We start from the raw sequence: 23,018 nt of genomic DNA, 5'->3' as shown, positions 1-23,018 counted from the left end.
TTAGAGAAATTACAGCACGTTGGTGCATTTGAGACGGAATGCGTCTCGCGAGGGCCTCTACAGTGATGAACAATTCGAAAAACAAGGTAAGCGCATCGGATCCGGCCGAGGCATTGTGGCGATGCAAAGCTGCCTTCATCGGCGTCTTCATCGCCAGCGCCCTTGTCAACATCCTCTACCTGACCGGCTCCTTCTTCATGCTGGAAGTGTATGACCGCGTTCTGCCGAGCCGCAGCATTCCGTCGCTGATCGCGCTTTGCGCTCTAGCCCTTCTGCTCTACGCCTTCCAGGGTGCCTTCGAAATGGTGCGCGGCCGCATGCTCGTTCGCATCGCCGGCTCGCTGGACGAGGCCATGAGCGCGCGCATCTACCGCAGCATCGTCCAGGCCCCGCTGAAACTGCGCACCCAGGGCGACGGCCTGCAGGCGCTGCGCGATTTCGACCAGGTGCGGTCGTTCCTCTCCGGCACCGGCCCGGCGGCATTCTTCGATCTACCATGGCTGCCGTTCTATATCGGCATCTGCTTCATGTTCCATCCTTGGATCGGCTATGTCGCGGTCATCGGCTCGCTGATCCTGATCGCGCTGACCTTCCTGACGAACAGCGGAACGCAAGGTCCGTCCAAAAAGGCGTCCGAGGCGGGCAACCACCGCAATGCCTTCGCCCAGGCCTCGCAGCGCAATGCCGAAGTCATGCAAGCCATGGGCATGCTCGGTCGCATGTCGCAGCTCTGGGACCTGCGCAACAACAATTACCGTGAACAGAACCGCAAGACCTCGGACGTCGGCAACGGCTATGGAGCATTGTCGAAGGTGTTCCGCATGGCCCTGCAATCGGCCGTGCTGGCAACAGGCGCGGTGCTGGTGATCGAGGGCCTGGCTTCGCCGGGCATCATCATCGCCGGCTCTATCCTGACCGCCCGCGCGCTTGCCCCGGTGGAACTCGCCATCGGCAACTGGCGCGGCTATGTCGCCTGCCGCCAGAGCTGGCAGCGCCTCAAGGACCTGCTGAAGGCCCTGCCCGAGCGTGATGCGCCGCTGGAACTTCCGGCTCCCCGGGACCGGCTCTCCGCCGAAGCGCTCGCCGGCGGCCCTCCCGGCGCACAACGCCTGACCTTCGCCGAGGTCAATTTCACGCTCAAGGCGGGCAGTGCGCTCGGCATCATCGGCCCGAGTGCATCCGGCAAGTCGTCGCTCGCCCGTGCGCTGATCGGCATCTGGCCATCGTTCAGGGGCTCGGTGCGCCTCGACGGCGCGGCACTCGACCAGTGGGACGGAGACAGGCTCGGCCGTCATATCGGCTATCTGCCGCAGGACGTCGAACTCTTCGCCGGCACCGTGGCGCAGAACATCGCCCGCTTCAGCGAGAATGCCTCGGCTGAAAGCATCGTCGAAGCGGCGCGCGCCGCGCGGGTCAACGATCTGATTCTCAAGCTGCCGAACGGTTATGAAACCGAAATCGGCGAAGGCGGTGCGGCCTTGTCAGCCGGTCAGCGGCAGCGCGTGGCGCTCGCCCGAGCGCTCTATGGAAACCCCTTCCTGGTCGTTCTCGACGAGCCGAACTCGAACCTCGATGCCGAGGGTGAACAGGCGCTTAGCGAAGCGATCATGAGTGTCCGCAACCGTAATGGCATGGTCATCGTCATCGCCCATCGTCCCAGCGCGCTCGCCGCCGTCGATATGGTGATGATGATGAACGAAGGCCGCATGCAGGCCTTCGGACCGAAGGAAGAGGTCCTTTCGCAGATCCTGCGCAAGGAAAACCGCCAGCCGCAGATTACCAGCCCGGCACCGTTGAAGGTCGTGGGCGAAGGACAGGAGTCCAACTCGTGACCGACCAAACCTCGGACGCCAAGCCCTTGAACTCCGGACGCTCGCTGGGCCGCCACATCACCGCCGTCTCGGTTCTCGCACTGGCTCTGGTCGTCGGTGTCGGCGGCTGGGCGACAACCACCGAATTGTCGAGTGCCGTCGTTGCCGGCGGCACTGTAGTGGTGGAAAACAACGTCAAGAAGATCCAGCATCTGACGGGCGGCATTGTCGGTGAAGTGCTCGTCAAGGAAGGCGATGCTGTCAAGGCTGGCCAGATCCTGATCAAGCTCGACGGCACCACCGTTCGCGCAAACCTTTCGATCGTGCAGAACACGCTGGCACAGCTCTATGCCCGCCGTGCGCGCCTGCTGGCCGAGCAGCTCGGATCCGAAGATTTCACCATTCCGGAAGACCTGAGCGCGCTCACCTCCGGCACAAGCACGCCGGGCGAGATTCTGGAAGAGAGCGAACGCAAGCTGTTCATGAGCCGCAAGAATGCATTGGCCGGCATGAAGAGCCAGCTCGCATCCCGCAAGGAGCAGCTCGCCGATGAGGCCAAGGGCCTCACCGTCCAGCTCGCCGCCATCGAGGACGCCCTGAAGCTGATCGGTGAAGAACTGGCCGGTCTCGACAAGCTCTACGGCCAGGGTCTCGTTTCCATGCAGCGCCTGACCGAACTGAAGCGCGACCGCGCCCAGCTGGAAGGCGACCGCGGCGCCCGCATCGCGGCGCGTGCCCAGTCGGCCGGCAAATCCAGCGAGATCGACCTGCAGATCCTGCAGCTCGACGAGGATCGCCGCACCGAAAACGCCAAGGAACTGACGGACGTCGAGGGCAAGATCGCCGAATACGAGGATCGCCGCATCGCCGCCATGGACCAGTTGAAGCGCATCGATATCCGCGCGCCGCTGGACGGCAGGATCTACCAGCTGGCCGTGCACACGGTGAACGGCGTGATCAACCCCGGCGAAGTGCTGATGCTCGTCGTTCCCGGCGCGGACACCCTGACCGTGGAAGCCAAGATCGCCACGCACGATATCGACCAGATTCGCCTCGGTCAGCCAGTCGAGATCCGCTTCAGCGCCTTCAACCAACGCACGACACCGATCGTCGATGCCGAGGTGGTCACGATTGCGCCCGACCTAGTCACCGACCAGCGGAGCGGCGTGACCTACTATCCGCTGCGCATCAAGCCGAAGCCGGAAAGTCTGGCAGCGTTGAAAAGCCTGACGCTCTATCCGGGCATGCCGGCGGAGGTCTATATCAAGATCGCCGACCGCACCGTGCTTTCCTACCTGGCAAAGCCGCTGACCGAGCAGATGGCGCGGACCTTCCGCGAAGAGTGATCCATCATTATACGCGTGGCTTTCGGGCCGCGCGTGTTGCCATAAAACGCCGGAAAGCAACAAAGATTGCTGCGCCGCAAGAATAGCGTGGCGCGGTACATGCATGGGTGTATGACCGCTTCATGACCTCCAAGCGCACCGGCTATATCTTCGTCCTGACTGCCCTCGTGATCTTCTCGATACAGGACGCGATCTCCAAACATCTCGGCAGCCTCTATCCGCCCATCTTCATCACGATGATCCGGTACTGGGCGTTTGCAAGCTTTGCGATCATTCTAGCCGCCCGGTCGCGCGGAGGGCTCCGCGCCGCAGCCGTCACCAAACGGCCAGCGCTGCAAATCATGCGCGGTGTCCTTCTGGCGGGACAGATTGTGATCGTCACTATTTCCTTCGCGACAGTCGGGCTGGCCCACTCGCAGGCAATCTTTTCGGCCGGACCGATTCTGGTAGCGCTGCTCGCCATGCCACTCCTGGGGGAGCGCGTCGGCTGGCGCCGCTGGACGGCGATCATCGTCGGCATGCTTGGCGTCTTGCTGATCCTCAAGCCGGAGGACAGCGGGTTCGACGTCAAATTGCTGGTGCCGATCTTGGCCGCCCTCAACTTCGCTGTCTATGTGATCGCGACCCGGCTGGTCAGCCGAGACGATCCCTCGATCACCAGCTTCTTCTACACGGGCGTCGCGGGCGCGGTGGCCATCACGCTCGTCGGGCCATTTTATTGGACAGCGCTTGCGCCGCAGGATTGGGGCTGGATGCTGATGCTCTGCATCACCGGGACGAGCAGCCACTTCGCGCTCATCAAGGCCTATGAACTGCTGGATGCATCGGAGGTCCAGCCGCTGACCTATCTGCAGCTTGTGTTCGCCTCGATCATCGGCGTTTCCATCTTCGGCGAGACCCTGAATCTCAACATGATCGCCGGTTCGGCCATCGTCGTCGGCGCCGGCATCTTCACCGTCTGGCGCGAAAGCGTGGTCGCCCGGCGCAATGCCCGCAAGCCCGAGCCTCCATCCTCGCAGACGCTGACCTGAACCCGTCAGGCGGCCGGATTGGCCGGCAAGGTCCAATCGATCGGCTTGCGCCCCTTGGAAGTCAGGAAATCGTTCGCCTTCGAAAACGGCTTGCTGCCGAAGAAGCCGTTATGCGCCGACAATGGCGACGGATGCGGCGAGCGGATGACCAGATGGCGGGATTGATCGACAAAGGCCGCCTTCTTCTGCGCATAAGAGCCCCACAGGATGAAGACGACGGGGTGTTCCTGCTCGTTGATGGCCCGAATAATCGCGTCGGTGAACTTCTCCCATCCCTTGCCCTGATGGGAGGCGGCCATGGAACGCTCCACGGTCAGCACGCTGTTGAGCAGCAAAATACCCTGCTTCGCCCAGCTTTCTAGAAAGCCATGACGGGCGGGCGGGATGCTGAGGTCACTCTGCAGTTCCTTGTAGATGTTCACCAGGGAAGGCGGTGAGCGGACGCCTGGTTTGACGCTGAAGGACAGGCCATGCGCCTGGCCGTCGCCGTGATAGGGATCCTGCCCGAGGATGACCACACGCACCTTGTCCAGTGGCGTCAGGTCCAGCGCGCGAAAATACTCCGTACCCTTCGGGAAGATCTGTTTGCCGTTGTGTTTCTCATCGACGAGGAACTGCTTCAGCGCCGCCATGTAAGGGCTCGAAAATTCCGATGCGAGCGCCGCTTTCCAGCTTTCCTCGAGTTTGACAGTCGATTCCATGGCGCGGCGCAGTCCCTCGTTCAATCCTCGTCGGAGGCCGAATTTAACGTCGAGTACCGGCAAGACAAGCGGCAATACCGGACTGGCCATGAATGAATTTCAATATATTTTCATGAATATAGCGCTGGCCAATTACGATACGCCGTTATATCTAAAGGGATATCTCGAAACCGATGGGGGACCCGCATGCGCACTGAACGTCGAACCTTGCTGAAATTCCTGGGCGCAGCCGCGCTCGCTCTGTGGGTCGGCGGCATGCCGCTCGCCCAGCCGGCCGCAGCCGCCGAGAAGATCACGGTCTTTGCCGCGGCCAGCCTGAAAAACGCACTCGATGCCGTCAATGCCGAATGGCAGAAGGAAGCCGGCAAGGAAACCACGGTTTCCTATGCTGCAAGCTCGGCACTCGCCAAGCAGATCGAATCCGGCGCACCGGCTGACGTCTTCATCTCGGCCGACCTCGCCTGGATGGATTATGTCGCTGAAAAGAAGCTGATCAAGGACGACACCCGCGCCAACCTGCTGGGCAACCGCATCGTTCTGGTTGCCGGCAAGCCCGATGCCGCGGCTGTCGAGATCAAGGAAGGCTTCGACCTGAAGGGCCTGCTCGGCGGCGGAAAACTCGCCATGGGCGCCGTCGATTCCGTTCCGGCCGGCAAATACGGCAAGGCGGCGCTGGAAAAGCTCGGCGTCTGGTCCTCCGTCGAGAAGGATGTGGCCGGCGCTGAAAACGTCCGCGCGGCCCTGCTGCTCGTTTCCAAGGGCGAAGCTCCCCTCGGCATCGTCTACCAGACGGACGCTGCGGCCGACAAAGGCGTGAAGATCGTGGGCACCTTCCCCGAAGACACCCACCCGCCGATCGTCTATCCGATCGCCGTCACCGCCGACAGCAAGAACCCTGATGCGGCCGCCTATGTCGATTTCGTCAAATCGGCCAAGGCTGCGGCCCTGTTCGAAGCTCAGGGCTTCACCATCCTGAAATAAGACGTGGCGCGCTCTATCCGGGAGCGGATGGAGCGCATATCGTCTTGCCGTCAACGACGGAGCAAAGCATTTTGGACTGGCTGGTTTTAAGCGATGCGGAATGGACGGCCATCCGCCTGAGCCTTCGCGTTTCCCTCGTCGCCATGCTCGCCAGCCTGCCCTTCGCCGTCGCGATCGCGATGCTGCTCGCCCGTGGCCGGTTCTGGGGGAAATCCGTCCTTAACGGCATCGTTCATCTGCCGCTCGTGCTGCCTCCTGTCGTCACCGGGTTCCTGCTCCTGATCCTCTTTGGCAAGCGCGGCCCCATCGGCGCTTTTCTCGCCGAATATACCGGCATCGTCTTTTCCTTCCGCTGGACGGGCGCGGCTCTTGCCTGTGCCGTCATGGCATTTCCGCTTATGGTGCGCAGTATCCGGCTGTCTATCGAGGCCGTTGACCGCAAGCTGGAACAGGCTGCGTCCACGCTGGGAGCCAGCCCCGCCTGGGTGTTCATGACCGTGACTTTGCCGCTGATCATCCCAGGCATCATCGCCGGCATGATCATAGCCTTTGCCAAGGCGATGGGCGAGTTCGGCGCGACGATCACCTTCGTCTCCAACATCCCCGGCGAGACGCAAACCCTGTCGGCGGCGATCTACACCTTTACCCAGGTTCCCGGTGGCGACGCCGGTGCGTTCCGGCTGACGATCATTTCCGTCATCATTTCCATGGCGGCACTGATGGTCTCCGAAATCCTTGCGAACCTTGCGGCCAAACGGGTGGATGCCGCATGAGCCTCGTCCTCCACATCCGGCACACACTCGGTTCCTTTTCCGTCGAGGCAGCCTTCTCCTGCGATCGCGGGGTCACCGCCCTGTTCGGCAGTTCCGGATCGGGCAAAACATCGCTGATCAACATCATCGCCGGGCTGCTGAGGCCGGATACCGGGCGCCTTCTCTTCAACGGCGATGCTCTCGTTGATACCGACAGGCGCGTGTTCGTGCCGCCGCATAAGCGCCGCTTTGGTTATGTCTTTCAGGAGGCGCGTCTCTTTCCGCATCTAAGCGTCCGGCGCAATCTCACCTACGGCCGTTGGTTCGGCTCGGCGAAGGAAGGCCAGGCCGACTTCGACCGCATCGTCGATCTGCTGGGTGTCGCTCCCCTTCTCGGCCGCTCTCCGTCCAATCTCTCCGGCGGCGAGAAGCAGCGCATCGCCATCGGCCGGGCACTGCTGTCCAATCCTCGCCTGCTGCTAATGGACGAACCACTGGCCGCGCTGGATGCGGATCGCAAGGCGGAAATCCTGCCCTATCTGGAGCGCATCCGCGACGAAACCGACATTCCGATCGTCTATGTCAGCCATTCGGTCAGCGAAGTGGCACGACTGGCGAACAAGGTGATCATTCTGGAAAACGGCCGTGTTTCCGCTTCCGGTGACGCGGCAACTATCCTCAGCCAGCCCTCGCCCGCCGTCAGCCGCCGGGAAGCGGGCGCCGTGATCGAGGGTGTTCTGGAGGCGCCGGATGGCGATCAGCGGATCACGACGATCCGGGCCGGTAGCACGCGCATCGTCGTGCCCCATCTCGATGCCCCGGCTGGAAAAGCGGTGCGGCTGCAGATCGCGGCCCGCGATGTCATGCTCGCGACCAGCAAGCCGGAAGGGCTGAGCGCGCTAAACATCTTGCCCGCCGTCATCACCGAGATCGGCGAGGCGGCGCAAGGCATGGTCGATATCCGGCTGGATTGCGGTGGAGCGACCATCGTGTCGCGCATCACCACCGTCTCACGCGACGCACTGGCGCTTCAGACAGGCAAGCCGGTGCATGCCATCATCAAGAGTGTTGCCCTGGATCTGTGACGTCCTTGCCGGCAGGCTGCGGGTCCGGGTTGCGGTTCTCGTTGAGCCAGGCCAATTCGGCGGCCATGGCCGCCTCGGCCTTCGCCTCCATCGCTCGGAACCGCTGTATCAGTTCTTCGCCGAAGGGGGTAATCACCGCGCCGCCGCCCTGTTTTCCACCGCGCTGCGAGGCGACGGCCTCCTCAGCGAACATCCGGTTCAGTGCGCTGACGAGCAGCCAGGCGCGGCGATAGGACATATCCATCGCCCGGCCCGCCGCGGAAATCGACCCTGTCTCGCGGATATGTTCGAGCAGCATGATCTTGCCGCGACCCAGCCGCTCGGCATGGGGGAAATCGACCCTGAGAACAGGGTTCAGCTCCGTGGTGTTTTTCTTGCTCATGCGATCAGCGACGACATCTTCCGTTTTCCGGAAGACTATCGTGCCGGATCGCCGGTGTATAGCAGCCGGACGATTAGATCCTCACGCCGGTCTTGTCGTCGAAGACATGGACATCGGACGGGCGAACGGAAATGTCGATGATATCCCCGGTCCTGACCGATCGGCGCGAGGTCTCGACAATTGTCACCTCCGCCGCGGTCGAGGTGGTGATATAGGTCGCCGACCCTGTGCTTTCGACAATGCCGACCGGCAGGCGAAACACGCCCTGCCCCGGATCGACGAAATGCAGATGTTCCGGCCGCAATCCCGCCGTCACTACACGGCCCGGCTCCAGCTGCCGATCAACCGGGATCGTCTGCTTCTCGCCGACATCGACAGCCAGCGATCGGCCATCCGCGCCGACCGTGGCCGGCACGAAATTCATTGCCGGCGAGCCGATGAAACCGGCCACGAATTTGTTGGCCGGCCGGTCGTAAAGCTCCAGCGGCGCCCCCTGCTGCTCGATGACGCCGTCCTTCATGACGACAACATGGTCGGCCATCGTCATCGCCTCGATCTGGTCGTGGGTGACGTAGACCGATGTCGCGCCGAGCCGGTCGTGCAGCGTGCGGATTTCCTTTCGCATGTGAACACGCAGGGCCGCGTCGAGGTTCGACAGGGGCTCGTCAAACAGGAAGGCCTTGGGGTGACGAATAATGGCGCGGCTCATGGCGACGCGCTGGCGCTGGCCGCCCGAGAGTTCGCGCGGATAGCGGCCGAGAAGCTGGGAAAGCCCAGTGGTTGCCGCGACCTCTTCCGCCGCCTTCTTGGCCTCCGCCTTGCCGATGCCGCGAATGCGCAGGCTGTAGGTCAGGTTCTGCTCCACCGTCATATGCGGGTAAAGGGCATAGGACTGGAATACCATGGCAATGTCGCGCTTGCGCGGCGGCACGTTGTTCATGAGCTCGCCGGCAATCTTGAGGTCACCCGTCGAAATGCTTTCGAGCCCGGCCAGCGAGCGCAGCAGCGTGGACTTGCCGCAACCCGAGGGGCCGACGAGGGCGACAAAGGTTCCCTTTTCGATGCTGAGCTCGATGTTCTTCAGCGCATGGAAGGCGCCATAGTATTTGTTGACGCCCGAGAGCTCGATCTGCTTGGTCATTTGATGGCTCCCGAAGTAAGGCCGGAGACGATGCGCCGCTGCAGCAGCACGAAGATGGCGAGGATGGGGGTCACGTAGATCGTGGCATAGGCCATGATCCGGTTCCACTCGTTGGTGTTCGGTCCCATGAACGAATTGAGGCCGACGCTGGCAGGCTGCAGTTCCACCGCCTGGATGATCGACTTGGAATAGACGAACTCACCGAAGGCCTGCATGAAGATCAGGATGGCGCTGACAAGAATGCCGTTGCGGGCAAGCGGCAGCACGATGTTGAAGAAGGCGCCGACCCGCGAATTGCCATCGACCAGCGCCGCCTCTTCCAGTTCCTGCGGCACCGCCATGAAAGTTGCGCGCACCAGCACGACGAAGAACGGCATGCTCTTGGCGGCGATGGCGATGATCACCGCGAGTCGCGGATAGTTCAGCATGCCGAGCTGCGAATAGCCGACGAATATCGGCGTGATCATCAGCGAGGCCGGCAATACTTGCAGCATCAGGATCAGGAACAGGCCGATATCGACCCAGACATTACGGTAGCGGGCGAGCACATAGGCGCAGCCGACGCCCAGCACGGTGATCAGCACGACGGCTCCCGACGCAATGACCAGCGAGTTCCAGAGATAGCGTCCCATGTTCCGGCTTTCCCAGACAAAGGGGTAGGTGTCCCATTGCGGCTGCGACGGCCAGAAGCTCGGCGGCGTCGCGAACATTTCCGAACCGCTTTTCAGCGCGGTGATGTACATCCAGTAGAGCGGGAACAGATAGACGGCCGCCATGAGAATGGCGATCACCAACATCAGCCGGTTGCGATTGGTCTCGCTCATCCGCGCACCTCATGACGTGTGGAGCGGACATAGACGATCGCGGCGATCATGACGAAGACGATCATGATGACGGAGATGGTCGCGCCCTTGGCGAAATCGTACTGGCGAAACGACAGGTCCCAGGCCCAGTATTGGGTAACATTGGACGAGTTGTTCGGCCCGCCTGATGTGATCGAGGCGAAGAGGTCGAACTGCTGCAGCGTGAAGATCAGCCCGAGCGCGATGATGGCGCCGATGGTGGAGCGCATCATCGGCAGCGTGATCGTCCAGAAGCGCTGCCAGGCATTGGCGCCATCCAGTTCGGCTGCCTCGTATAGGTCACCGGGAATGCTCGCCAAACCGACAGAGAGCAGGATCATGTTGAAGGCCGTGCCCAGCCAGATATTGGCCATGATGACAGCGTAGAGCGAATAGTTGGGATCGGAGCGCCAGAAGATGTTGCCGCTGATGATGCCGCTTTCCCGCAGGATGAAATTCAGAACGCCGAAATCGCCCGACAGGATCCAGTTCCAGATGGCGCCGACGACCAGTCCGGGCATGACCCAGGACACGAGGAACAGTCCGCGCAGCCAGGAGGCGCCGGGAAAGTTCACCCAGAAGAACAGCGCCAATCCGAAGCCGATCATGAACTGCCCGGCAATCGAACCGACGACGAACAGGGCGGTGTTGCCGAGGATGGGCCAGGTTTCGGGCTGGGCGAAGAGATCGGCGTAATTCTTGAAGCCGACGAAGGGCCGCCAGAATGTGCCGAGGCTGAACATGTCAACCTCCTGGAAGCTCATCAGGACGTTGTAGAGCAGCGGCAGGCCCGCCATCAGCAGCAGAAAACCGAGCGGGAAAGTGACCAGCACGATATCGAAACCGCGGCCATCCCTGATACTGGAAAGGAGCCTCTTCATGGGGCCTCCGATGCGCGGACAGGGTTGCCCGCGCATTCGCGCGCGAACCGACCCTTCCGGGAGGAAACAGTGGATGGCCAGTGAAGGCCATCCGGCGGTGCGGGAGATCAGCCCAGAACAGCCTTGATCTTTTCGGCGGCCTGATCAAGCGCGTCCTTGGCGGTTGACTGGCCGGTCAGGGCTGCCTGGATGGCATCCTGGATCGCCTTGGAAATCTTCGGCCATTCCGGATGCGGGCCTCGCGGCTTGGCGTATTTCAGCTGTTCAAGGAAGACCTTGAGACCGGCATCCTTGAGCGCCTGACCGGTCGCCGGGATGGTGATGTCGGAACGGGCCGGAAGCTGGCCATATTTCTCGAACATCTTGTCGTCCTGCGAGGCGAAATATTCGAGCGCCTTGAAGGCTTCTTCCGGATGCTTGGTCGAGGCGAAGATTGCCCAGTTGAAGTCGCCCATGGCCGACGAGCGCTCGGCGCCCTCCTTTGGAACCGGAAGCAATGTCACGCCCCAGTCAAACTTGGCTTCCTGCGTCATGCGGTCGAGTTCCCACGGGCCCGAGATCGCCATGGCGGCATTGCCGGAATTGAACGTGCCGGTCGAATCCCACTGGCCGCGCGTCAACGTATCCGGCGAGGCGAGCTTCTCGTCCATGATCGTCTTCCAGACCTCCAGCGCCTTCACGGCTCCCTCGGAATTGATGTTCTCGTAGCTGCCGCCACCCATCTGCGCCCAGGGCAGGAACTGGAACGTGCCTTCCTCGTTTGCCTTGGCCGAGAAAGCCAGTCCATAGACGTTGGCAGCCGGATCGGTCAGCTTGCGGGCATCCTCGACCAGTTCGTCCCAGGTCTGCGGCGGCTTGTTGGGATCGAGACCCTTCGCCTTGAACATGTCCTTGTTGTAGTAGAGCGCGATCGTATTCGTCGCCTTCGGCACGCCGTAATATTTGCCATCCCATTCGACCGATTTCAGCGGACCGGGGAAATAGTTTTCCGGCTTGATCACGGTCGATTTCGAGATCATGTCGGTGAGATCGAGGAAAGCGCCGCGCGACGAAAACAGCGCGTGCTCCGGATTGTCGATGGCGATGATGTCGGGCGCCTGGCCGGTGGAGAAGGCGCGCATGGCCTCGCTCACCACGTCATCGAACTGGATCTGCCGGTATTCGATCTGGATGCCGTTGTTGAGCTTGTTGAAATCCGCCACCAGATTGGGGGCCGGCTGGATATCGCGGTCGAGCGACCAGACTGTCAGCTTCACATCCTCTGCCTTTGCGGAGAGGCCGAACATCGAAACGCCTGCAAGCGCCAGCGCACCGATGAGTGCGTATTTGCGGATAACCATAATTTTCCTCCTTGTGGTGATCCTTTCGGCCGGCATCCTCCATGCCGGCCTTCCTCAGTCATGTCAGTCCCTTCAGGCCGGCGGGCCGGCCCGATCCCTCAGACCGGATCGACGACGAAATCGCCGCCCCGGCACGTCTTCAGATAGTTCAGGCCATGCACCTGGCCGGTCATTTCCAGCGCATCTCGATAGACCGGATCATGCCAGCCCTCGATATCGATGGAGCCGGACCAGCCGGCAAGGCGCAGCTCGGAAATCACGTCGGTCCAGTTCGTGTCGCCGAAGCCCGGCGTGCGCATGAAGACGAATTTTTCCTTGCCGAAAATGCCGTGCTCGCGGATGACATCCCAGCGAATGGTCGCGTCCTTGCCATGGACGTGGAAGATCTTCTTCGCCCATTTGCGGATCTGCGGCAGCGGATCGATGAGATAGACCATCTGGTGGCACGGCTCCCATTCGAGCCCGATATGATCGTCCGGCGTCTCGTTGAAGATCAGTTCCCAGGCATCCGGATTGTGAGCAATGTTCCAGTCGCCAGTCGCCCAGTTGCCATCCATCGCGCAATTCTCGAATGCGATCTTCACGCCCTTGTCGGCGGCACGCTTGGCGAGATCGCTCCAGATTTCCTTGTAACGCGGCAGGCTTTCGGTCAGCGGCTTGTTGCGGATACGGCCGGTGAAGCCGGCGACGCAAGTCGCGCCGAAATGATGGGCGTTGTCGATGCAATCCTTCCAGCCCTGCAGGGTCTGGAGGTCGATCTCGGCGGTTTCCAACGGATTGCCGAACATGCCCAGCGTCGAAATGGTGATGTCGCGGTCCCCGATCGCCTCGACACAGCGCTTGCCGAGGTCGGCCAGGTTCTGGCCGTTGGTCGTTTGCCAGAAGAAGGGCTCGAAGCTTTCGAAGCCCAGACCGGCGATATCGCCGATACGCTTGGCCGCATCGCCCTTGTTGCCGCTGACCATCGTGCCGATGCGGATGGATTTTGCCGGATTGCTCATGAAACTGTCCTGTTCATAGGGTAACGCGCTGCCGGGTTCGGGCGCTTTCGATCGCCGCGAACACCATGGCAAGGCTGTTGATATTGTCAGTGCTCACCGTTTCCGGCTTTTCGCCGGTCCGGATGGCCTTGAGGAAATCGGCAATGACGCTGGCATGGCCATGGGTCTGTGCCTCATCGGCCGGCGTCGGCACGTCGATCGGCTCGATCGGGCGGAAGAATCCATCCGGACCTGCGACGACGCCCGCCTGGAAATTGTCGGCGCCATCCCAGAGCAGCGTGCCCTTCGTGCCGATGATCCGCCACTGGCTTTCCCAGCTGGTATTGGCCCCTTCCGCGCTCCAGGAACCGCGATAGGTGAAGGTCACGTCATCAGAAAATTCGAAGATCGCATTGGCCGCGGCGCCATGGGCATACCAGGAGCCGCGTGGATTGCTCTCGTGGCAATAGACCGCGACCGGTACCTTGCCGGCGACGAAACGGGCGGCGTCGAACGTGTGGATCGCCATGTCCAGCAGCAGCACATTGTCCATCTGCTCGCGGAACCCACCAAAATGCGCGCCGATGAAGAAATCGCAATGAATGGCCGTGAGATCGCCGAGCGCTCCGCTTTCGATCAGCCGGCGGATACGGCGGATGCCGGAGATGAACCGGCGGTTCTGGACGATGGCATGGATTTTCCCTGCGGCCTCGGAGCGGGCGATCAGCGAACGCCCTTCTTCTATAGACGGGGCCATCGGTTTCTCGCTCAGCACATGGCATCCATGTGCCAGCGCGGTTGAAACGACGTCATGACGGGCGGACGGGATGACAACGTCGAAGACGAGATCGGCGGAGGATTTCGACAGGACATCCGCCAGATCCGAACCGATGACGGCATCGGTCAGGCCGAACTCCCCGGCCAGCTTTTCGGCAGCCGCCGGATTGACGTCGACGAGGCCGACGACCTGGACAGTGGACCGGATTTCAGGGGTATCCGCGATCGCCTTCAGCCATCCTTTGGCCATAGCTCCGCACCCGCACAAAACTGCACGCAAAATAGGATTCTCCTCCTCAAAATCTACGGTTTTCGCTCCTTTTCAATCACCGTAAACGTTTACGGTACTATGAACGATTTTTGAAACGTGTCAAGAGAGGGGCCATTGGGACGCGAAAAACGCACGGTGGAAGCGGCTGGAATGACGGGCATACGCAGGCTTGCGCAGCATCTGGATATTTCGATCGGAACGGTGTCTCGCGCGCTGAACGGGCGTCCTGACGTCAACGAGGAAACTCGAAAGCGCGTGCTCGAAGCTGCTGCCGAACTCGGCTATGTGCCCAACCAATCCGGCCGCAGCCTGCGCCAGGGCACCACCAACATCATCGGCTTCATGATGCAGACCGGCACGGAGATCACCGGCCAGGGCGACACGTTCTTCATGAGCGTCTTCGATGGCGTGCAGACGGTCTTTGCTCGCCACCACCTCGACCTCGTCGCCCTGCTCTGCTCGTCGGAGGAAGATCCGGACGATTATCTCCGCCGCGTCGTTGCCCGCGGGTTCGCCGATGGCCTGATCCTGTCGGCAACCCAGCGCCACGATCCGCGTTTCGAATTTCTGGCCAAGCGCAAGATTCCGTTCGTCACACTCGGGCGGAGCCTCACCGATGTCGGTCAGCCCTGGCTCGACCTCGATTTCGAAGGCATGGCGCAGATCTCGATCGACCGGCTGGTGGCGAAGGGACATCGGCGTATCGCCGTCACCCGGCCACATGACGATGTCAATCTCGGCTATATCTTCATCGACCAGAGCCGCAAGGCGCTCGAGGCGCATGGCCTGACGCTCGATCCTGACCTCATCTTCAGTTCGACGCCGAACGAAGCGGGCGGCTATCAGATCGCCCGGCAACTTCTTGCCAAGAAGGAGCGGCCGACCGCCATCCTGCTGGTCAACGAAACCATCGCGCTCGGCCTCTATCGCGGTCTCAACGAAGCCGGCGTCAAGCCGGGGCGCGATATCGCCGTCATCGGCCGCCAGAGCCCGCAGTCGCATTTCCTCTCACCCAGCCTCACGGGCTTCAAGCTGTCGCGGCGTGATCTCGGCATCGCGCTGGCGGAGGCGCTGCTCGCCACCATGCCGGCCTTCAGCCATTTCTATCCGGATGCGAACCGGCGGAAAGTCTGGACCGAGGATCTCGTCGAGGGCGAGAGCGACGCGTTCACGCTGCCGGCCTGACACGATCACGGCAGGTCAGTCTTCGCGACTTGAAGAACGCTGCCGGACGGTGCAAACCGTTGGCACAGCTTTCGAAATCGGAACCATAGCCCCATGCCCGGCCCCACACTCGACCTCACCGATACCGACCAGACTCTTCCGAAAACGGCCGGTGCCGTCGTCATCGGCGGCGGTATCATCGGGGTGAGCACCGCCCTGTTTCTGGCCGAACGCGGCGTGGATGTCGTTCTCTGCGAAAAGGGCGCGCTGGGCGGTGAACAGTCCAGCCGTAACTGGGGCTGGGTCCGCGTCATGGGCCGCGACCGGCGCGAAATTCCGCTGGCCATCGAAGCCCTGAAAATCTGGGACACACTCGATACCCGTATCGGTGGGAACACCGGCTTTCGGCGTTCGGGCATTCTCTACATCGCGGAAACCGAAAGAGACCTCGCCAATCAGGCACGGTGGCTGAAACTGGCTGAGGCGCATGGCCTCGATACCCGCACGATCGGTACGGACGACACCGCAGCACTGATGCCGGGCGCAACGCAGCGCTACAAGGGCGCGATGTATACGCCAAGCGATGCCCGCGCGGAGCCGCAGAAGGCCGTGCCCGCCATCGCCGCCGGCGCCCGCAAGGCCGGTGCCCGTATCGTCACCGGCTGTGCCGTCCGCGGCATCGAGAAAAGCGCGGGGCGGATCAGCGCCGTCATCACGGAAAAAGGCCGGATCGAAACATCGTCCATCGTGCTCGCGGGTGGCGCATGGTCGCGGCTGTTCTGCAAGGGGCTGGATATCCGCCTGCCGCAACTGAAGGTGCGCAACACCGTGCTGCGGACGGGTCCGATCACCGGCGGACCGGATGGCGCTGGTGCCGCAAGCACTTACGCCTATCGGAAACGCCTCGACGGCGGCTATACGATCGCCAACGGTGGCATCAACCTGCACGCGCTGGTGCCGGACAGCTTTGCCTTCTTCCGGGATTTCCAGCCGGCCAGAAAGGCCGAAGGGGAAGCGGTTCAGGTCGGCCTCAGTGCCCGCAGCTGGCAGGAACTGTTCGAGATTTCCGCCGTTCCCCTCGACAGGCCCGGCGCCTTCGAGCGCCATCGCATCCTCGACCCGAAGCCGGATGCCAAATCCGGGCTGAAAGCGCTGCAGGCAGCGGCTGACGCCATACCGGTTCTTCGCAATGCGCAGGTGCAGCACATTTGGGCCGGCCTGATCGACGTCACGCCTGATGCCGTTCCGGTGATTTCCAAGCACGACGACGTGCCGGGACTCATCATTGCCACCGGCTTTTGCGGTCATGGTTTCGGCATCGGCCCCGGGGCCGGACATCTGGTCGCCGACCTCGTCACCGGCGACACGCCGATTGTCGATCCCGTCCCGTTCCGTTTCAGCCGATTTTCAGACGGCACGCCGCTTGAGATCGCGCCGCCGGTCTGAGCGGTTCTACCAGCGCAGCGACGCCGTCTGCACCGGCGCGTCCCAGAGTTCCATCAGGCGATCATCGAGCACGGTCACCGTGATGGACACGCCCGCCATGTCGAGCGAGGTGACATAGGTTCCGACAAGGCTGCGGCTGATGGTGACGCCGTGCGCTTCGAGAAATGTCCGCGCCAGGCCGAAAACGAGGTAAAGCTCCGACAGCGGCGTGCCGCCGAGCCCATTGACGAACAGCAGGATCGACTGACCGGACAGACCGCCGAAATCGTTCAGGATCTGGTCGCAGATCAAGGTCACGATCGACGACGCCTCGCCCAATTGCGCACGCGCTCGTCCCGGTTCGCCATGAATGCCGACGCCGATCTCCATTTCGTCGGGGCCGAGCACGAAAGTCTCACGTGTCGTCTGCGGCACCGTCGTGCCCCTCAGCGCAACCCCCATCGTCCGGGTCGTGCCCACGACCGTATCGCCGAGGGTCTTCAACTCCGCGAGGGAGATGCCGGCCTCAGCCGCCGCGCCGACGATCTTCTCGACCACCAGCGTACCCGCAACGCCGCGGCGGCCGGTTCCGCGCGTTGATCGCTCAACGGCAATGTCGTCGCTGACGATGACCGTCTCGATCCGGCGCGCTCCATCGGCCATCGCCATTTCAGCGGCCATTTCGAAATTCATGACGTCGCCGTCGTAATTCTTGACAATCAGCAAGGTGCCGGAGCCGGTATCGGTCTCGTGGATGGCGGAAACGATCTGGTCCGGCGTCGGTGAAGTGAAAACATAGCCGGTGCAGGCGGCATCGAGCATGCCCAGGCCGACAAAGCCCGTATGCATCGGCTCGTGACCGGCACCACCGCCGGAGATGATGGCAACCTTGCCGGCGCGCAGCGTGCGGCGGCGGACATGCTTGCGATCCGCACCGAACACGACGATATCGCCATGCGCCGCGACAAGCCCATCCAGGCAATCCTGCGCCAGCGTACCGGCGCCGTTCATGAATTTCTTCATCTCCCGTCCCCCGCCGCAATCGTATCCAAGCAGGGCGAATTTTCCAGTGCCGTTCGCGGCGGATCAGTATGGACCAAATCAGTCCCCCTCGCCGGTGATCAGCACGATCTTCTGGATGAAATCCTGGATGGCTTCGTCCAGCATCCGGTTCTTCCGCTCATCGCCGAAATCGGCGACCATCACCGTCAGTTGCCGCAAGCCACCGGCATTGCCGAGATCCGGCAACTTGCCGGGATGGGCCAGTTGATAGGCTTCGAGGAAACGATCCTGCTCGGCCTTGCTGACATGACAAACCTGGAAGATCGTCGCCAGATGCCGGGCAGGCAGCGGCGTGGCATAACCGGGACTGGTGATCTGGGTAACGAAACTGCGATGTTTGCCGAGCGCAACGGCCAGGCGCTGACGCGTGCCGGATGGCCGGTTGTCGATGATCCCCGCCAGGATCGCCTTGTAGGCCATGATGGCATCTTCGTTCGCGTCGCGTGCCATCAGCCGTCCACCTTCGCCTGCATCAGGCTCGTCCTTACGGCGTCGAGCTGCGCGGGGGCAACCGAAAACTGCGTCAACCCCGTGGCCAGCAGCGCCGGCAGGCTGGCAGGGTCTCCCGCCATATCGCCGCAGATCCCGATCGGCTTGCCCATGCTGCGGGCGGTCGCAACATCTTGAACGACCAGCCGCAAGACGGCCGGTTCTGCCTGATGGTAGAGACCGGCGACAGATGAATTGTCTCGAGCGGCGGCGGCGAGATACTGCGCCAGATCGTTCGTCCCTAACGAGAAGAAATCGGCTGATGTGAATGTATCAAGCATGATGGCAGCGGCGGGAACCTCCACCATCATGCCGATGGATGGCATACGGACAGCAATCTGCTGAGTTGAAAGAGCTGCCGCCTCCTCTTCGAAGAGGCGCCGCGTGTCTGCAACCTCATTTGGGACAGTAACCATCGGCAAAAGAATCTTCAGAGCCCCCGTCGTTCCCGCCCGCAACAGCGCCCTCGCCTGAACCTTGAGGATTTCAGGCTTTGCTAGTAGCAGCCGAATGCCACGCAGACCGAGAAAGGGATTACGCTCATCCAGACCGAACCCGCCGAGCGGCTTATCGCCACCGAGATCGAAAAGGCGAATGGTGACCGGCTTGTCATCGGCCCAATCGAGCACTTGCCGATAGAGCTCGACCTGCTTTTGCTCATTGAGGAGATCGGCGGAGGGCACAATAAACTCCGTTCGCAACAGGCCTACGCCGTCGCAAGCACCGGGATCGAGCCGCTGAATTTCCGAGATGTCGCTGATATTGACCAGCACTTCGATCGGACCATTTTGGGTCGGCTTGACCGGCGAAAATGCAGGCGATGCCGCCGCGGCAACTGTCCTCTTCCGGCTTGCGGCCGCAGCGACATCGTCATCGCCGGGACGCACCACGACAACGCCGGTCGCGCCATCCGCGAGCACCGGCGTTTCCGCCTCGACGGTTAAGCTGCCAAGCCCGACCACCATCGGCACACCCTTGGCCCGCGCCAGAAGCGCGACGTGACTGGCGGTGCTGCCCGCCTCGAGCACAATGCCGCCGCCCCCCGTCCAGTCATGGCCGAGAAACAGGCTGGGGGCCATGTCCCTGCCGATAAAGATGGAGCCTGGCGGAAAATCGGCGGACGGGCTTCCCTCGAGTGCTCTGAGAACTCTGTCGCGAATGTCGATGACATCGACCGCGCGCGCCTGGATATCGTCATCGCCGGATAGCTCGAAGCCGGCAATATAGTCTTCCAGCGCCGCCGCCCACGCCAGCGCAGCATTCTGCCCTCGCCCGATATGTTCCAGCGCCATGTCGCCGATCGCCGGATCGCGCAGCATTTCCACCTGGAACTCGATGATCTCGGCGCTCAACGGATCGCTCTGAGCCATCAGCGATTCGAGATCGACGGCGGCTGCAGCGATGGCCGCATTCAGGAGATCAAATTCGAGGGAAGGTGATGCCCGGTTTTCGGCGGGCCTGATTGCCGCCGGTGCGACATAGGCGGGACCGGTGGCATATCCCTGCCCGTTGCCCTGCCCCTGCAGCCTAAGCACCCCGGACATGGGGTCTTTCCTCGGCGAAATCATTGACGAACAGGGCTTCGAGCATGGCGATGGCCTCGTCGGCGCGCAGGCCGTGAGCCCGGATCCGCAGCGTCGATCCCTTGCGGATGCGCGCGCCCATCACCTTGACGATGCTCTTGGCATTCAGCCAGAGCCCCGACCGGTTGACCTCGATCTCGATCGTGCAGGGAAAGGTCTTGGCCAGACGTGTGAAGACGACCGAGGGACGGGCGTGGAGGCCGACGCCATGGGTGATCAGCAGCTCGACGGAGGCATTGCCACCTGCCGGACCCACACCGTTCAATGCGCCGTGCCGGTTGTCCGTCATGATGGCGACAGCTCCTGCGCCGTCGCCACGACCTTGGCGAGCGATGCACCGCCGGATGCTTCGGCGGCGGCAATGACGGCCCCCTCGACAATCGGCGCATTGCAGATGACGATGCGCGACGCGCGCGCCTCGCCACTCAGCTCCACTGCCATTTCACTGTTGGTTTCGGCACCGCCGAGATCGACGAAGATCGCCACGCCGGCTTCAGACCAAGCCTCATCGATTGCCTTGAGGATAGCGCCGGTATCGGTTCCGAGACCGCCGGCAGGATTGCCACCACACCAGGCCAAAGGCACGCTGTTTCCCACCATCTGGCGCACCATATCGGCCGCGCCCCTCGCGACAAGTGGAGAGTGGGAGACGATAACGATGCCGACATTCGCGCTGTTGACTGTCATTCGATGCCTGCCTCAGCCAGTTCCCGGCAGATCGTGGCGGCCAGAAGCGCGCAGCTTGCCGCGCCCGGGTCCATGTGGCCGATCGAGCGCTCGCCGAGAAACGAAGCCCGCCCGCGCATGGCCTGCATGTCGATTGTCATTTCGGCAAAACCTTGAACACGCTGGGCCAGCAGGGGAAGAGGCGTGTGCCTTACCACCTCATCACGGAGAGGGTAAAGAACATCGAGAAGCGTTTTTTCACCGGCGGCGGATTTGCCGCGCCGAGCAACGGCTGCAACGGCGCGCCGCAATGCTTCCGGCCAAGCCTCCACATTGCGCAATGCAGCGCCCAACTCCATCAGAAACGTGCCGTAGAGCGGCCCCGCCGCGCCGCCGATGCTCATCACCAGGATCGTCCCGGCGCGTGACATCGCCTCGGACAGCGGCATCGCTGCAAGTTGACGGCTTTCGGCTGCGAGCGCATCCATGCCGCGCCGCATGTTCGTGCCGTGATCGCCGTCACCGATGGCGCGGTCGAGATCGCAGAGATCGGCCTCCCGTGTGGCGATGACATCCCGGCATGCCGCGATCAGACGGTTGGTCAGCACCGCATGGTCGATGGCTGGCCGGGGCTCTTCCACAGCGATCATGCCGGCTCCAGAATGCCGGCAACGGCGGCGAAGACTTCTGCGACGGCATGGGCGCCGGGATCCATCACGCCGTTCAGGTCGCTTTCGCCGATATAGGCGGAACGTCCTGCCTTGGCCTTGCGCATCGCCTTGGTCGCCTCGGCGCCTTTTCGTGCCGCATCCGCCGCAGCGCGAACGCCACCGCCGGCGAGCGCCTGTAGCGCCGGGGACAGCGCATCGACCATGGTCCGATCGCCCGGATGTGCGCCACCATAGAAGGTCATGCGGTCCAGGCCGGCGAGAAGTGCCGCAGGAAGCGCTGCTCCGTCCCCACTCGCCTTGCCGGCGGCGGTGAAGAAGATCGACAGCAGGACACCGCTGGAACCACCCATGGCGGTCGACAGCGTCTCGCCGATGACAGCGAAAAGCGCCGCCCTGTCGGCAAACGGCAGGCTGGCAGTGAGCGACAGAACGCTGCGGGCACCGGTCGCCACCGTCGAGCCGGTATCGCCATCGCCCGCCTTGGCATCCAGCCGGTTGAGGTCCGCTTCCAGGCCGATCAGATGCTGGCAGATTGTGGTCACGACATGTTCAACGGCCGGATCCCGGCTCGCTATCGCTGCGGCCGCCGTTCTGGCGGCCTTCGGAGCGGGCTGGACCGCCACCTTGCCCGGCACCACCGCCGGATACCAGGCATGCGGCGCGACCGGCGCCAATAGTGCTTTCTGACGTTCGGCATCAAGCCGGATCAGCGACAGTGAGAACCCGTTCATGTTCAGCGCGGTCATCATCGGCGCCGGACCGACCGTCAGCGCAACGCGGGCGGCCAGCGGCGACGCGAGAACCGCATTGGCGACCAGCGACATTTCCACGGGCGGCACCGCGCCGAGATTGTTGATCAGCAGAGCATAATCGCCGTCGCCCTTCATGGCAGCCGACAGTCGTTCGGCCATGACAGCGATGATACTGTCAGCATTCTGGACAGTGATCTTCTCGACACCCGGCTCACCATGGATGCCGAGACCGAGTTCGCCCTGGTCGTCCGCCAGCCTGTCCTCAAACGGCTGACCGGGGATCGAGCAAGAGGAATAGGACACGCCCAAAGACACGATATCGAGAGCGGCAGCCTTCGCAGCGGCCGCAACTGAGGCGAGGCTTCCGCCGTCTTCAGCCAGATGCCCGGCGATCTTGTGCACGAAGAGCGTACCGGCAACACCGCGCGGCTGGTTGATATCCGGAAGCGCGATATCATCGGCGACAATGACCATCTCGACATCGAAGCCCTCGGCCCGCGCTTTTTCAGCAGCCAGACCGAAGTTCAGCCGGTCGCCGGTATAGTTCTTGACCACCAGCAGGCAACCCGGTTTTCCCGTCACGGCGCGGATCGCGGTCAGGACGGCATCGACACTGGGCGAGGCGAAGATTTCGCCTGACACGGCGGCCGTCAGCATGCCCCTGCCGACAAAGCCCGCATGCGAGGGCTCATGACCGGCGCCACCGCCGGAAATCACGGCGACACGGGACTTGTCCCAGTCGGCCCGGACGATCACCTTGATATCCGGATAGCTGTCGAGACGCGCCAATGTTCCCGGCGCCGACGTCCGCAACAGGCCGTCCAAAGCCTCGGTGACAATGCTTTCCCTGCGGTTGAAGAAATGTTTCATGGCATTCATCCAGTC

Annotated in this window: 23 protein-coding genes; 8 read left to right on the top strand and 15 right to left on the bottom strand. The window is 62.5% G+C overall.

What is annotated here, in order from left to right; translation table 11 throughout:
• The first annotated feature begins 65 nt into the window (after nt 1-65).
• The 3 genes from ASG68_RS14475 (at nt 66) to ASG68_RS14465 (ending at nt 4,188) form a co-directional block, all read left to right on the top strand.
• Nucleotides 66-1,832 carry a type I secretion system permease/ATPase gene (locus ASG68_RS14475; RefSeq protein ID WP_062583870.1) on the top strand — a complete coding sequence of 589 codons (1,767 nt, stop codon included), beginning with the start codon at nt 66-68 and terminating at the stop codon, nt 1,830-1,832.
• Nucleotides 1,829-3,157, top strand: a complete 1,329-nt coding sequence (locus ASG68_RS14470; protein ID WP_062583869.1) for an HlyD family type I secretion periplasmic adaptor subunit — start codon at nt 1,829-1,831, stop codon at nt 3,155-3,157. Before ASG68_RS14475 ends, ASG68_RS14470 begins: the two co-directional genes overlap by 4 nt.
• 122 nt (nt 3,158-3,279) lie before the next feature.
• Nucleotides 3,280-4,188, top strand: a complete 909-nt coding sequence (locus tag ASG68_RS14465; RefSeq protein ID WP_062584042.1) for a DMT family transporter — start codon at nt 3,280-3,282, stop codon at nt 4,186-4,188.
• 5 nt (nt 4,189-4,193) lie between these two features.
• Here ASG68_RS14465 and ung read toward each other — a convergent pair whose 3' ends face one another.
• Nucleotides 4,194-4,889 (bottom strand): uracil-DNA glycosylase, encoded by a 696-nt coding sequence (gene ung / locus ASG68_RS14460; protein ID WP_062584041.1) that lies wholly within the window; start codon nt 4,887-4,889, stop codon nt 4,194-4,196.
• Between the two features lie 186 nt (nt 4,890-5,075).
• On the opposite strand from ung, the gene modA reads away from it, so the two are divergent.
• From modA to modC, 3 genes are all read left to right on the top strand, one after another.
• Nucleotides 5,076-5,870 carry a molybdate ABC transporter substrate-binding protein gene (gene modA / locus ASG68_RS14455; RefSeq protein ID WP_062583868.1) on the top strand — a complete coding sequence of 265 codons (795 nt, stop codon included), beginning with the start codon at nt 5,076-5,078 and terminating at the stop codon, nt 5,868-5,870.
• Nucleotides 5,871-5,941: 71 nt separating this feature from the next.
• Nucleotides 5,942-6,643 carry a molybdate ABC transporter permease subunit gene (gene modB, locus ASG68_RS14450; protein WP_062583867.1) on the top strand — a complete coding sequence of 234 codons (702 nt, stop codon included), beginning with the start codon at nt 5,942-5,944 and terminating at the stop codon, nt 6,641-6,643.
• The gene (gene modC / locus ASG68_RS14445; protein WP_062583866.1) at nt 6,640-7,707 is read left to right on the top strand and encodes a molybdenum ABC transporter ATP-binding protein; all 1,068 of its coding nucleotides are present in this window, start codon (nt 6,640-6,642) and stop codon (nt 7,705-7,707) included. Before modB ends, modC begins: the two co-directional genes overlap by 4 nt.
• On the opposite strand, the gene ASG68_RS14440 is transcribed toward modC, so the two are convergent.
• The 7 genes from ASG68_RS14440 to ASG68_RS14410 form a co-directional block, all read right to left on the bottom strand.
• Complete coding sequence (locus ASG68_RS14440; RefSeq protein WP_062583865.1) at nt 7,682-8,089, bottom strand: winged helix-turn-helix domain-containing protein; 408 nt, start codon at nt 8,087-8,089, stop codon at nt 7,682-7,684. The two genes, modC and ASG68_RS14440, sit on opposite strands and share 26 nt — an antisense overlap.
• A gap of 73 nt (nt 8,090-8,162) precedes the next feature.
• Nucleotides 8,163-9,230 (bottom strand): ABC transporter ATP-binding protein, encoded by a 1,068-nt coding sequence (locus ASG68_RS14435; protein WP_062603254.1) that lies wholly within the window; start codon nt 9,228-9,230, stop codon nt 8,163-8,165.
• A complete protein-coding gene (locus tag ASG68_RS14430) occupies nt 9,227-10,054 on the bottom strand; it encodes a carbohydrate ABC transporter permease (protein ID WP_062583864.1) in 828 nt (275 codons plus the stop codon). Before ASG68_RS14430 ends, ASG68_RS14435 begins: the two co-directional genes overlap by 4 nt.
• Nucleotides 10,051-10,953, bottom strand: coding sequence for a carbohydrate ABC transporter permease (locus ASG68_RS14425; RefSeq protein ID WP_062583863.1), 903 nt, complete (start codon nt 10,951-10,953; stop codon nt 10,051-10,053). Before ASG68_RS14425 ends, ASG68_RS14430 begins: the two co-directional genes overlap by 4 nt.
• Before the next feature lie 107 nt (nt 10,954-11,060).
• Nucleotides 11,061-12,293 carry an ABC transporter substrate-binding protein gene (locus ASG68_RS14420; RefSeq protein ID WP_062583862.1) on the bottom strand — a complete coding sequence of 411 codons (1,233 nt, stop codon included), beginning with the start codon at nt 12,291-12,293 and terminating at the stop codon, nt 11,061-11,063.
• Between the two features lie 98 nt (nt 12,294-12,391).
• Nucleotides 12,392-13,294: a sugar phosphate isomerase/epimerase family protein gene (locus ASG68_RS14415; protein ID WP_062583861.1), complete on the bottom strand. Its 903-nt coding sequence runs from the start codon at nt 13,292-13,294 to the stop codon at nt 12,392-12,394.
• A gap of 13 nt (nt 13,295-13,307) precedes the next feature.
• Entirely contained in the window at nt 13,308-14,333 is a 1,026-nt protein-coding gene (locus ASG68_RS14410; RefSeq protein ID WP_274534222.1) for a Gfo/Idh/MocA family protein, read from the bottom strand.
• Between the two features lie 138 nt (nt 14,334-14,471).
• Here ASG68_RS14410 and ASG68_RS14405 point away from each other — a divergent pair, with 138 nt between their 5' ends.
• Nucleotides 14,472-15,506: a LacI family DNA-binding transcriptional regulator gene (locus ASG68_RS14405; RefSeq protein WP_062583859.1), complete on the top strand. Its 1,035-nt coding sequence runs from the start codon at nt 14,472-14,474 to the stop codon at nt 15,504-15,506.
• Nucleotides 15,507-15,599: 93 nt separating this feature from the next.
• Nucleotides 15,600-16,931, top strand: coding sequence for an NAD(P)/FAD-dependent oxidoreductase (locus ASG68_RS14400; RefSeq protein ID WP_062609877.1), 1,332 nt, complete (start codon nt 15,600-15,602; stop codon nt 16,929-16,931).
• Between the two features lie 6 nt (nt 16,932-16,937).
• Here ASG68_RS14400 and dhaK read toward each other — a convergent pair whose 3' ends face one another.
• The 7 genes from dhaK to ASG68_RS14365 form a co-directional block, all read right to left on the bottom strand.
• Entirely contained in the window at nt 16,938-17,933 is a 996-nt protein-coding gene (gene dhaK / locus ASG68_RS14395; RefSeq protein ID WP_062583857.1) for a dihydroxyacetone kinase subunit DhaK, read from the bottom strand.
• Between the two features lie 78 nt (nt 17,934-18,011).
• Complete coding sequence (locus tag ASG68_RS14390; protein ID WP_062583856.1) at nt 18,012-18,422, bottom strand: hypothetical protein; 411 nt, start codon at nt 18,420-18,422, stop codon at nt 18,012-18,014.
• The gene (locus ASG68_RS14385; protein ID WP_062583855.1) at nt 18,422-20,005 is read right to left on the bottom strand and encodes a putative PEP-binding protein; all 1,584 of its coding nucleotides are present in this window, start codon (nt 20,003-20,005) and stop codon (nt 18,422-18,424) included. The genes ASG68_RS14390 and ASG68_RS14385 overlap by 1 nt, the downstream gene beginning before the upstream one ends.
• Nucleotides 19,989-20,333, bottom strand: a complete 345-nt coding sequence (locus ASG68_RS14380; protein WP_082478438.1) for an HPr family phosphocarrier protein — start codon at nt 20,331-20,333, stop codon at nt 19,989-19,991. Before ASG68_RS14380 ends, ASG68_RS14385 begins: the two co-directional genes overlap by 17 nt.
• Nucleotides 20,330-20,731, bottom strand: a complete 402-nt coding sequence (gene dhaM / locus ASG68_RS14375) for a dihydroxyacetone kinase phosphoryl donor subunit DhaM (protein ID WP_062583854.1) — start codon at nt 20,729-20,731, stop codon at nt 20,330-20,332. The genes ASG68_RS14380 and dhaM overlap by 4 nt, the downstream gene beginning before the upstream one ends.
• Nucleotides 20,728-21,360 (bottom strand): dihydroxyacetone kinase subunit DhaL, encoded by a 633-nt coding sequence (dhaL, locus tag ASG68_RS14370; protein WP_062583853.1) that lies wholly within the window; start codon nt 21,358-21,360, stop codon nt 20,728-20,730. The genes dhaM and dhaL overlap by 4 nt, the downstream gene beginning before the upstream one ends.
• The gene (locus ASG68_RS14365; protein ID WP_062584039.1) at nt 21,357-23,003 is read right to left on the bottom strand and encodes a dihydroxyacetone kinase subunit DhaK; all 1,647 of its coding nucleotides are present in this window, start codon (nt 23,001-23,003) and stop codon (nt 21,357-21,359) included. Before ASG68_RS14365 ends, dhaL begins: the two co-directional genes overlap by 4 nt.
• Between the last annotated feature and the right edge of the window lie 15 nt (nt 23,004-23,018).

The organism is Rhizobium sp. Leaf453 (assembly GCF_001425605.1).
Classification (GTDB): Bacteria; Pseudomonadota; Alphaproteobacteria; order Rhizobiales; family Rhizobiaceae; genus Pararhizobium.
The sequence above is the reverse complement of the archived record's forward strand: the minus strand, read 5'-3'. Positions and strand labels throughout refer to the sequence as shown.

Coding starts and splice junctions, on each gene's coding strand:
- ASG68_RS14400 (WP_062609877.1), top strand. CDS start 15,600: ATGCCCGGCCCCACACTCGACCTCACCGATACCGACCAGACTCTTCCG.
- ASG68_RS14475 (WP_062583870.1), top strand. CDS start 66: ATGAACAATTCGAAAAACAAGGTAAGCGCATCGGATCCGGCCGAGGCA.
- ASG68_RS14390 (WP_062583856.1), bottom strand. CDS start 18,422: ATGGCACGCGACGCGAACGAAGATGCCATCATGGCCTACAAGGCGATC.
- ASG68_RS14435 (WP_062603254.1), bottom strand. CDS start 9,230: ATGACCAAGCAGATCGAGCTCTCGGGCGTCAACAAATACTATGGCGCC.
- ASG68_RS14385 (WP_062583855.1), bottom strand. CDS start 20,005: ATGTCCGGGGTGCTTAGGCTGCAGGGGCAGGGCAACGGGCAGGGATAT.
- ASG68_RS14425 (WP_062583863.1), bottom strand. CDS start 10,953: ATGAAGAGGCTCCTTTCCAGTATCAGGGATGGCCGCGGTTTCGATATC.
- ASG68_RS14465 (WP_062584042.1), top strand. CDS start 3,280: ATGACCTCCAAGCGCACCGGCTATATCTTCGTCCTGACTGCCCTCGTG.
- ASG68_RS14420 (WP_062583862.1), bottom strand. CDS start 12,293: ATGGTTATCCGCAAATACGCACTCATCGGTGCGCTGGCGCTTGCAGGC.
- ASG68_RS14405 (WP_062583859.1), top strand. CDS start 14,472: ATGACGGGCATACGCAGGCTTGCGCAGCATCTGGATATTTCGATCGGA.
- dhaM (WP_062583854.1), bottom strand. CDS start 20,731: ATGACAGTCAACAGCGCGAATGTCGGCATCGTTATCGTCTCCCACTCT.
- dhaL (WP_062583853.1), bottom strand. CDS start 21,360: ATGATCGCTGTGGAAGAGCCCCGGCCAGCCATCGACCATGCGGTGCTG.
- ung (WP_062584041.1), bottom strand. CDS start 4,889: ATGGAATCGACTGTCAAACTCGAGGAAAGCTGGAAAGCGGCGCTCGCA.
- ASG68_RS14440 (WP_062583865.1), bottom strand. CDS start 8,089: ATGAGCAAGAAAAACACCACGGAGCTGAACCCTGTTCTCAGGGTCGAT.
- ASG68_RS14380 (WP_082478438.1), bottom strand. CDS start 20,333: ATGACGGACAACCGGCACGGCGCATTGAACGGTGTGGGTCCGGCAGGT.
- ASG68_RS14365 (WP_062584039.1), bottom strand. CDS start 23,003: ATGAAACATTTCTTCAACCGCAGGGAAAGCATTGTCACCGAGGCTTTG.
- dhaK (WP_062583857.1), bottom strand. CDS start 17,933: ATGAAGAAATTCATGAACGGCGCCGGTACGCTGGCGCAGGATTGCCTG.
- modC (WP_062583866.1), top strand. CDS start 6,640: ATGAGCCTCGTCCTCCACATCCGGCACACACTCGGTTCCTTTTCCGTC.
- modA (WP_062583868.1), top strand. CDS start 5,076: ATGCGCACTGAACGTCGAACCTTGCTGAAATTCCTGGGCGCAGCCGCG.
- ASG68_RS14415 (WP_062583861.1), bottom strand. CDS start 13,294: ATGAGCAATCCGGCAAAATCCATCCGCATCGGCACGATGGTCAGCGGC.
- ASG68_RS14430 (WP_062583864.1), bottom strand. CDS start 10,054: ATGAGCGAGACCAATCGCAACCGGCTGATGTTGGTGATCGCCATTCTC.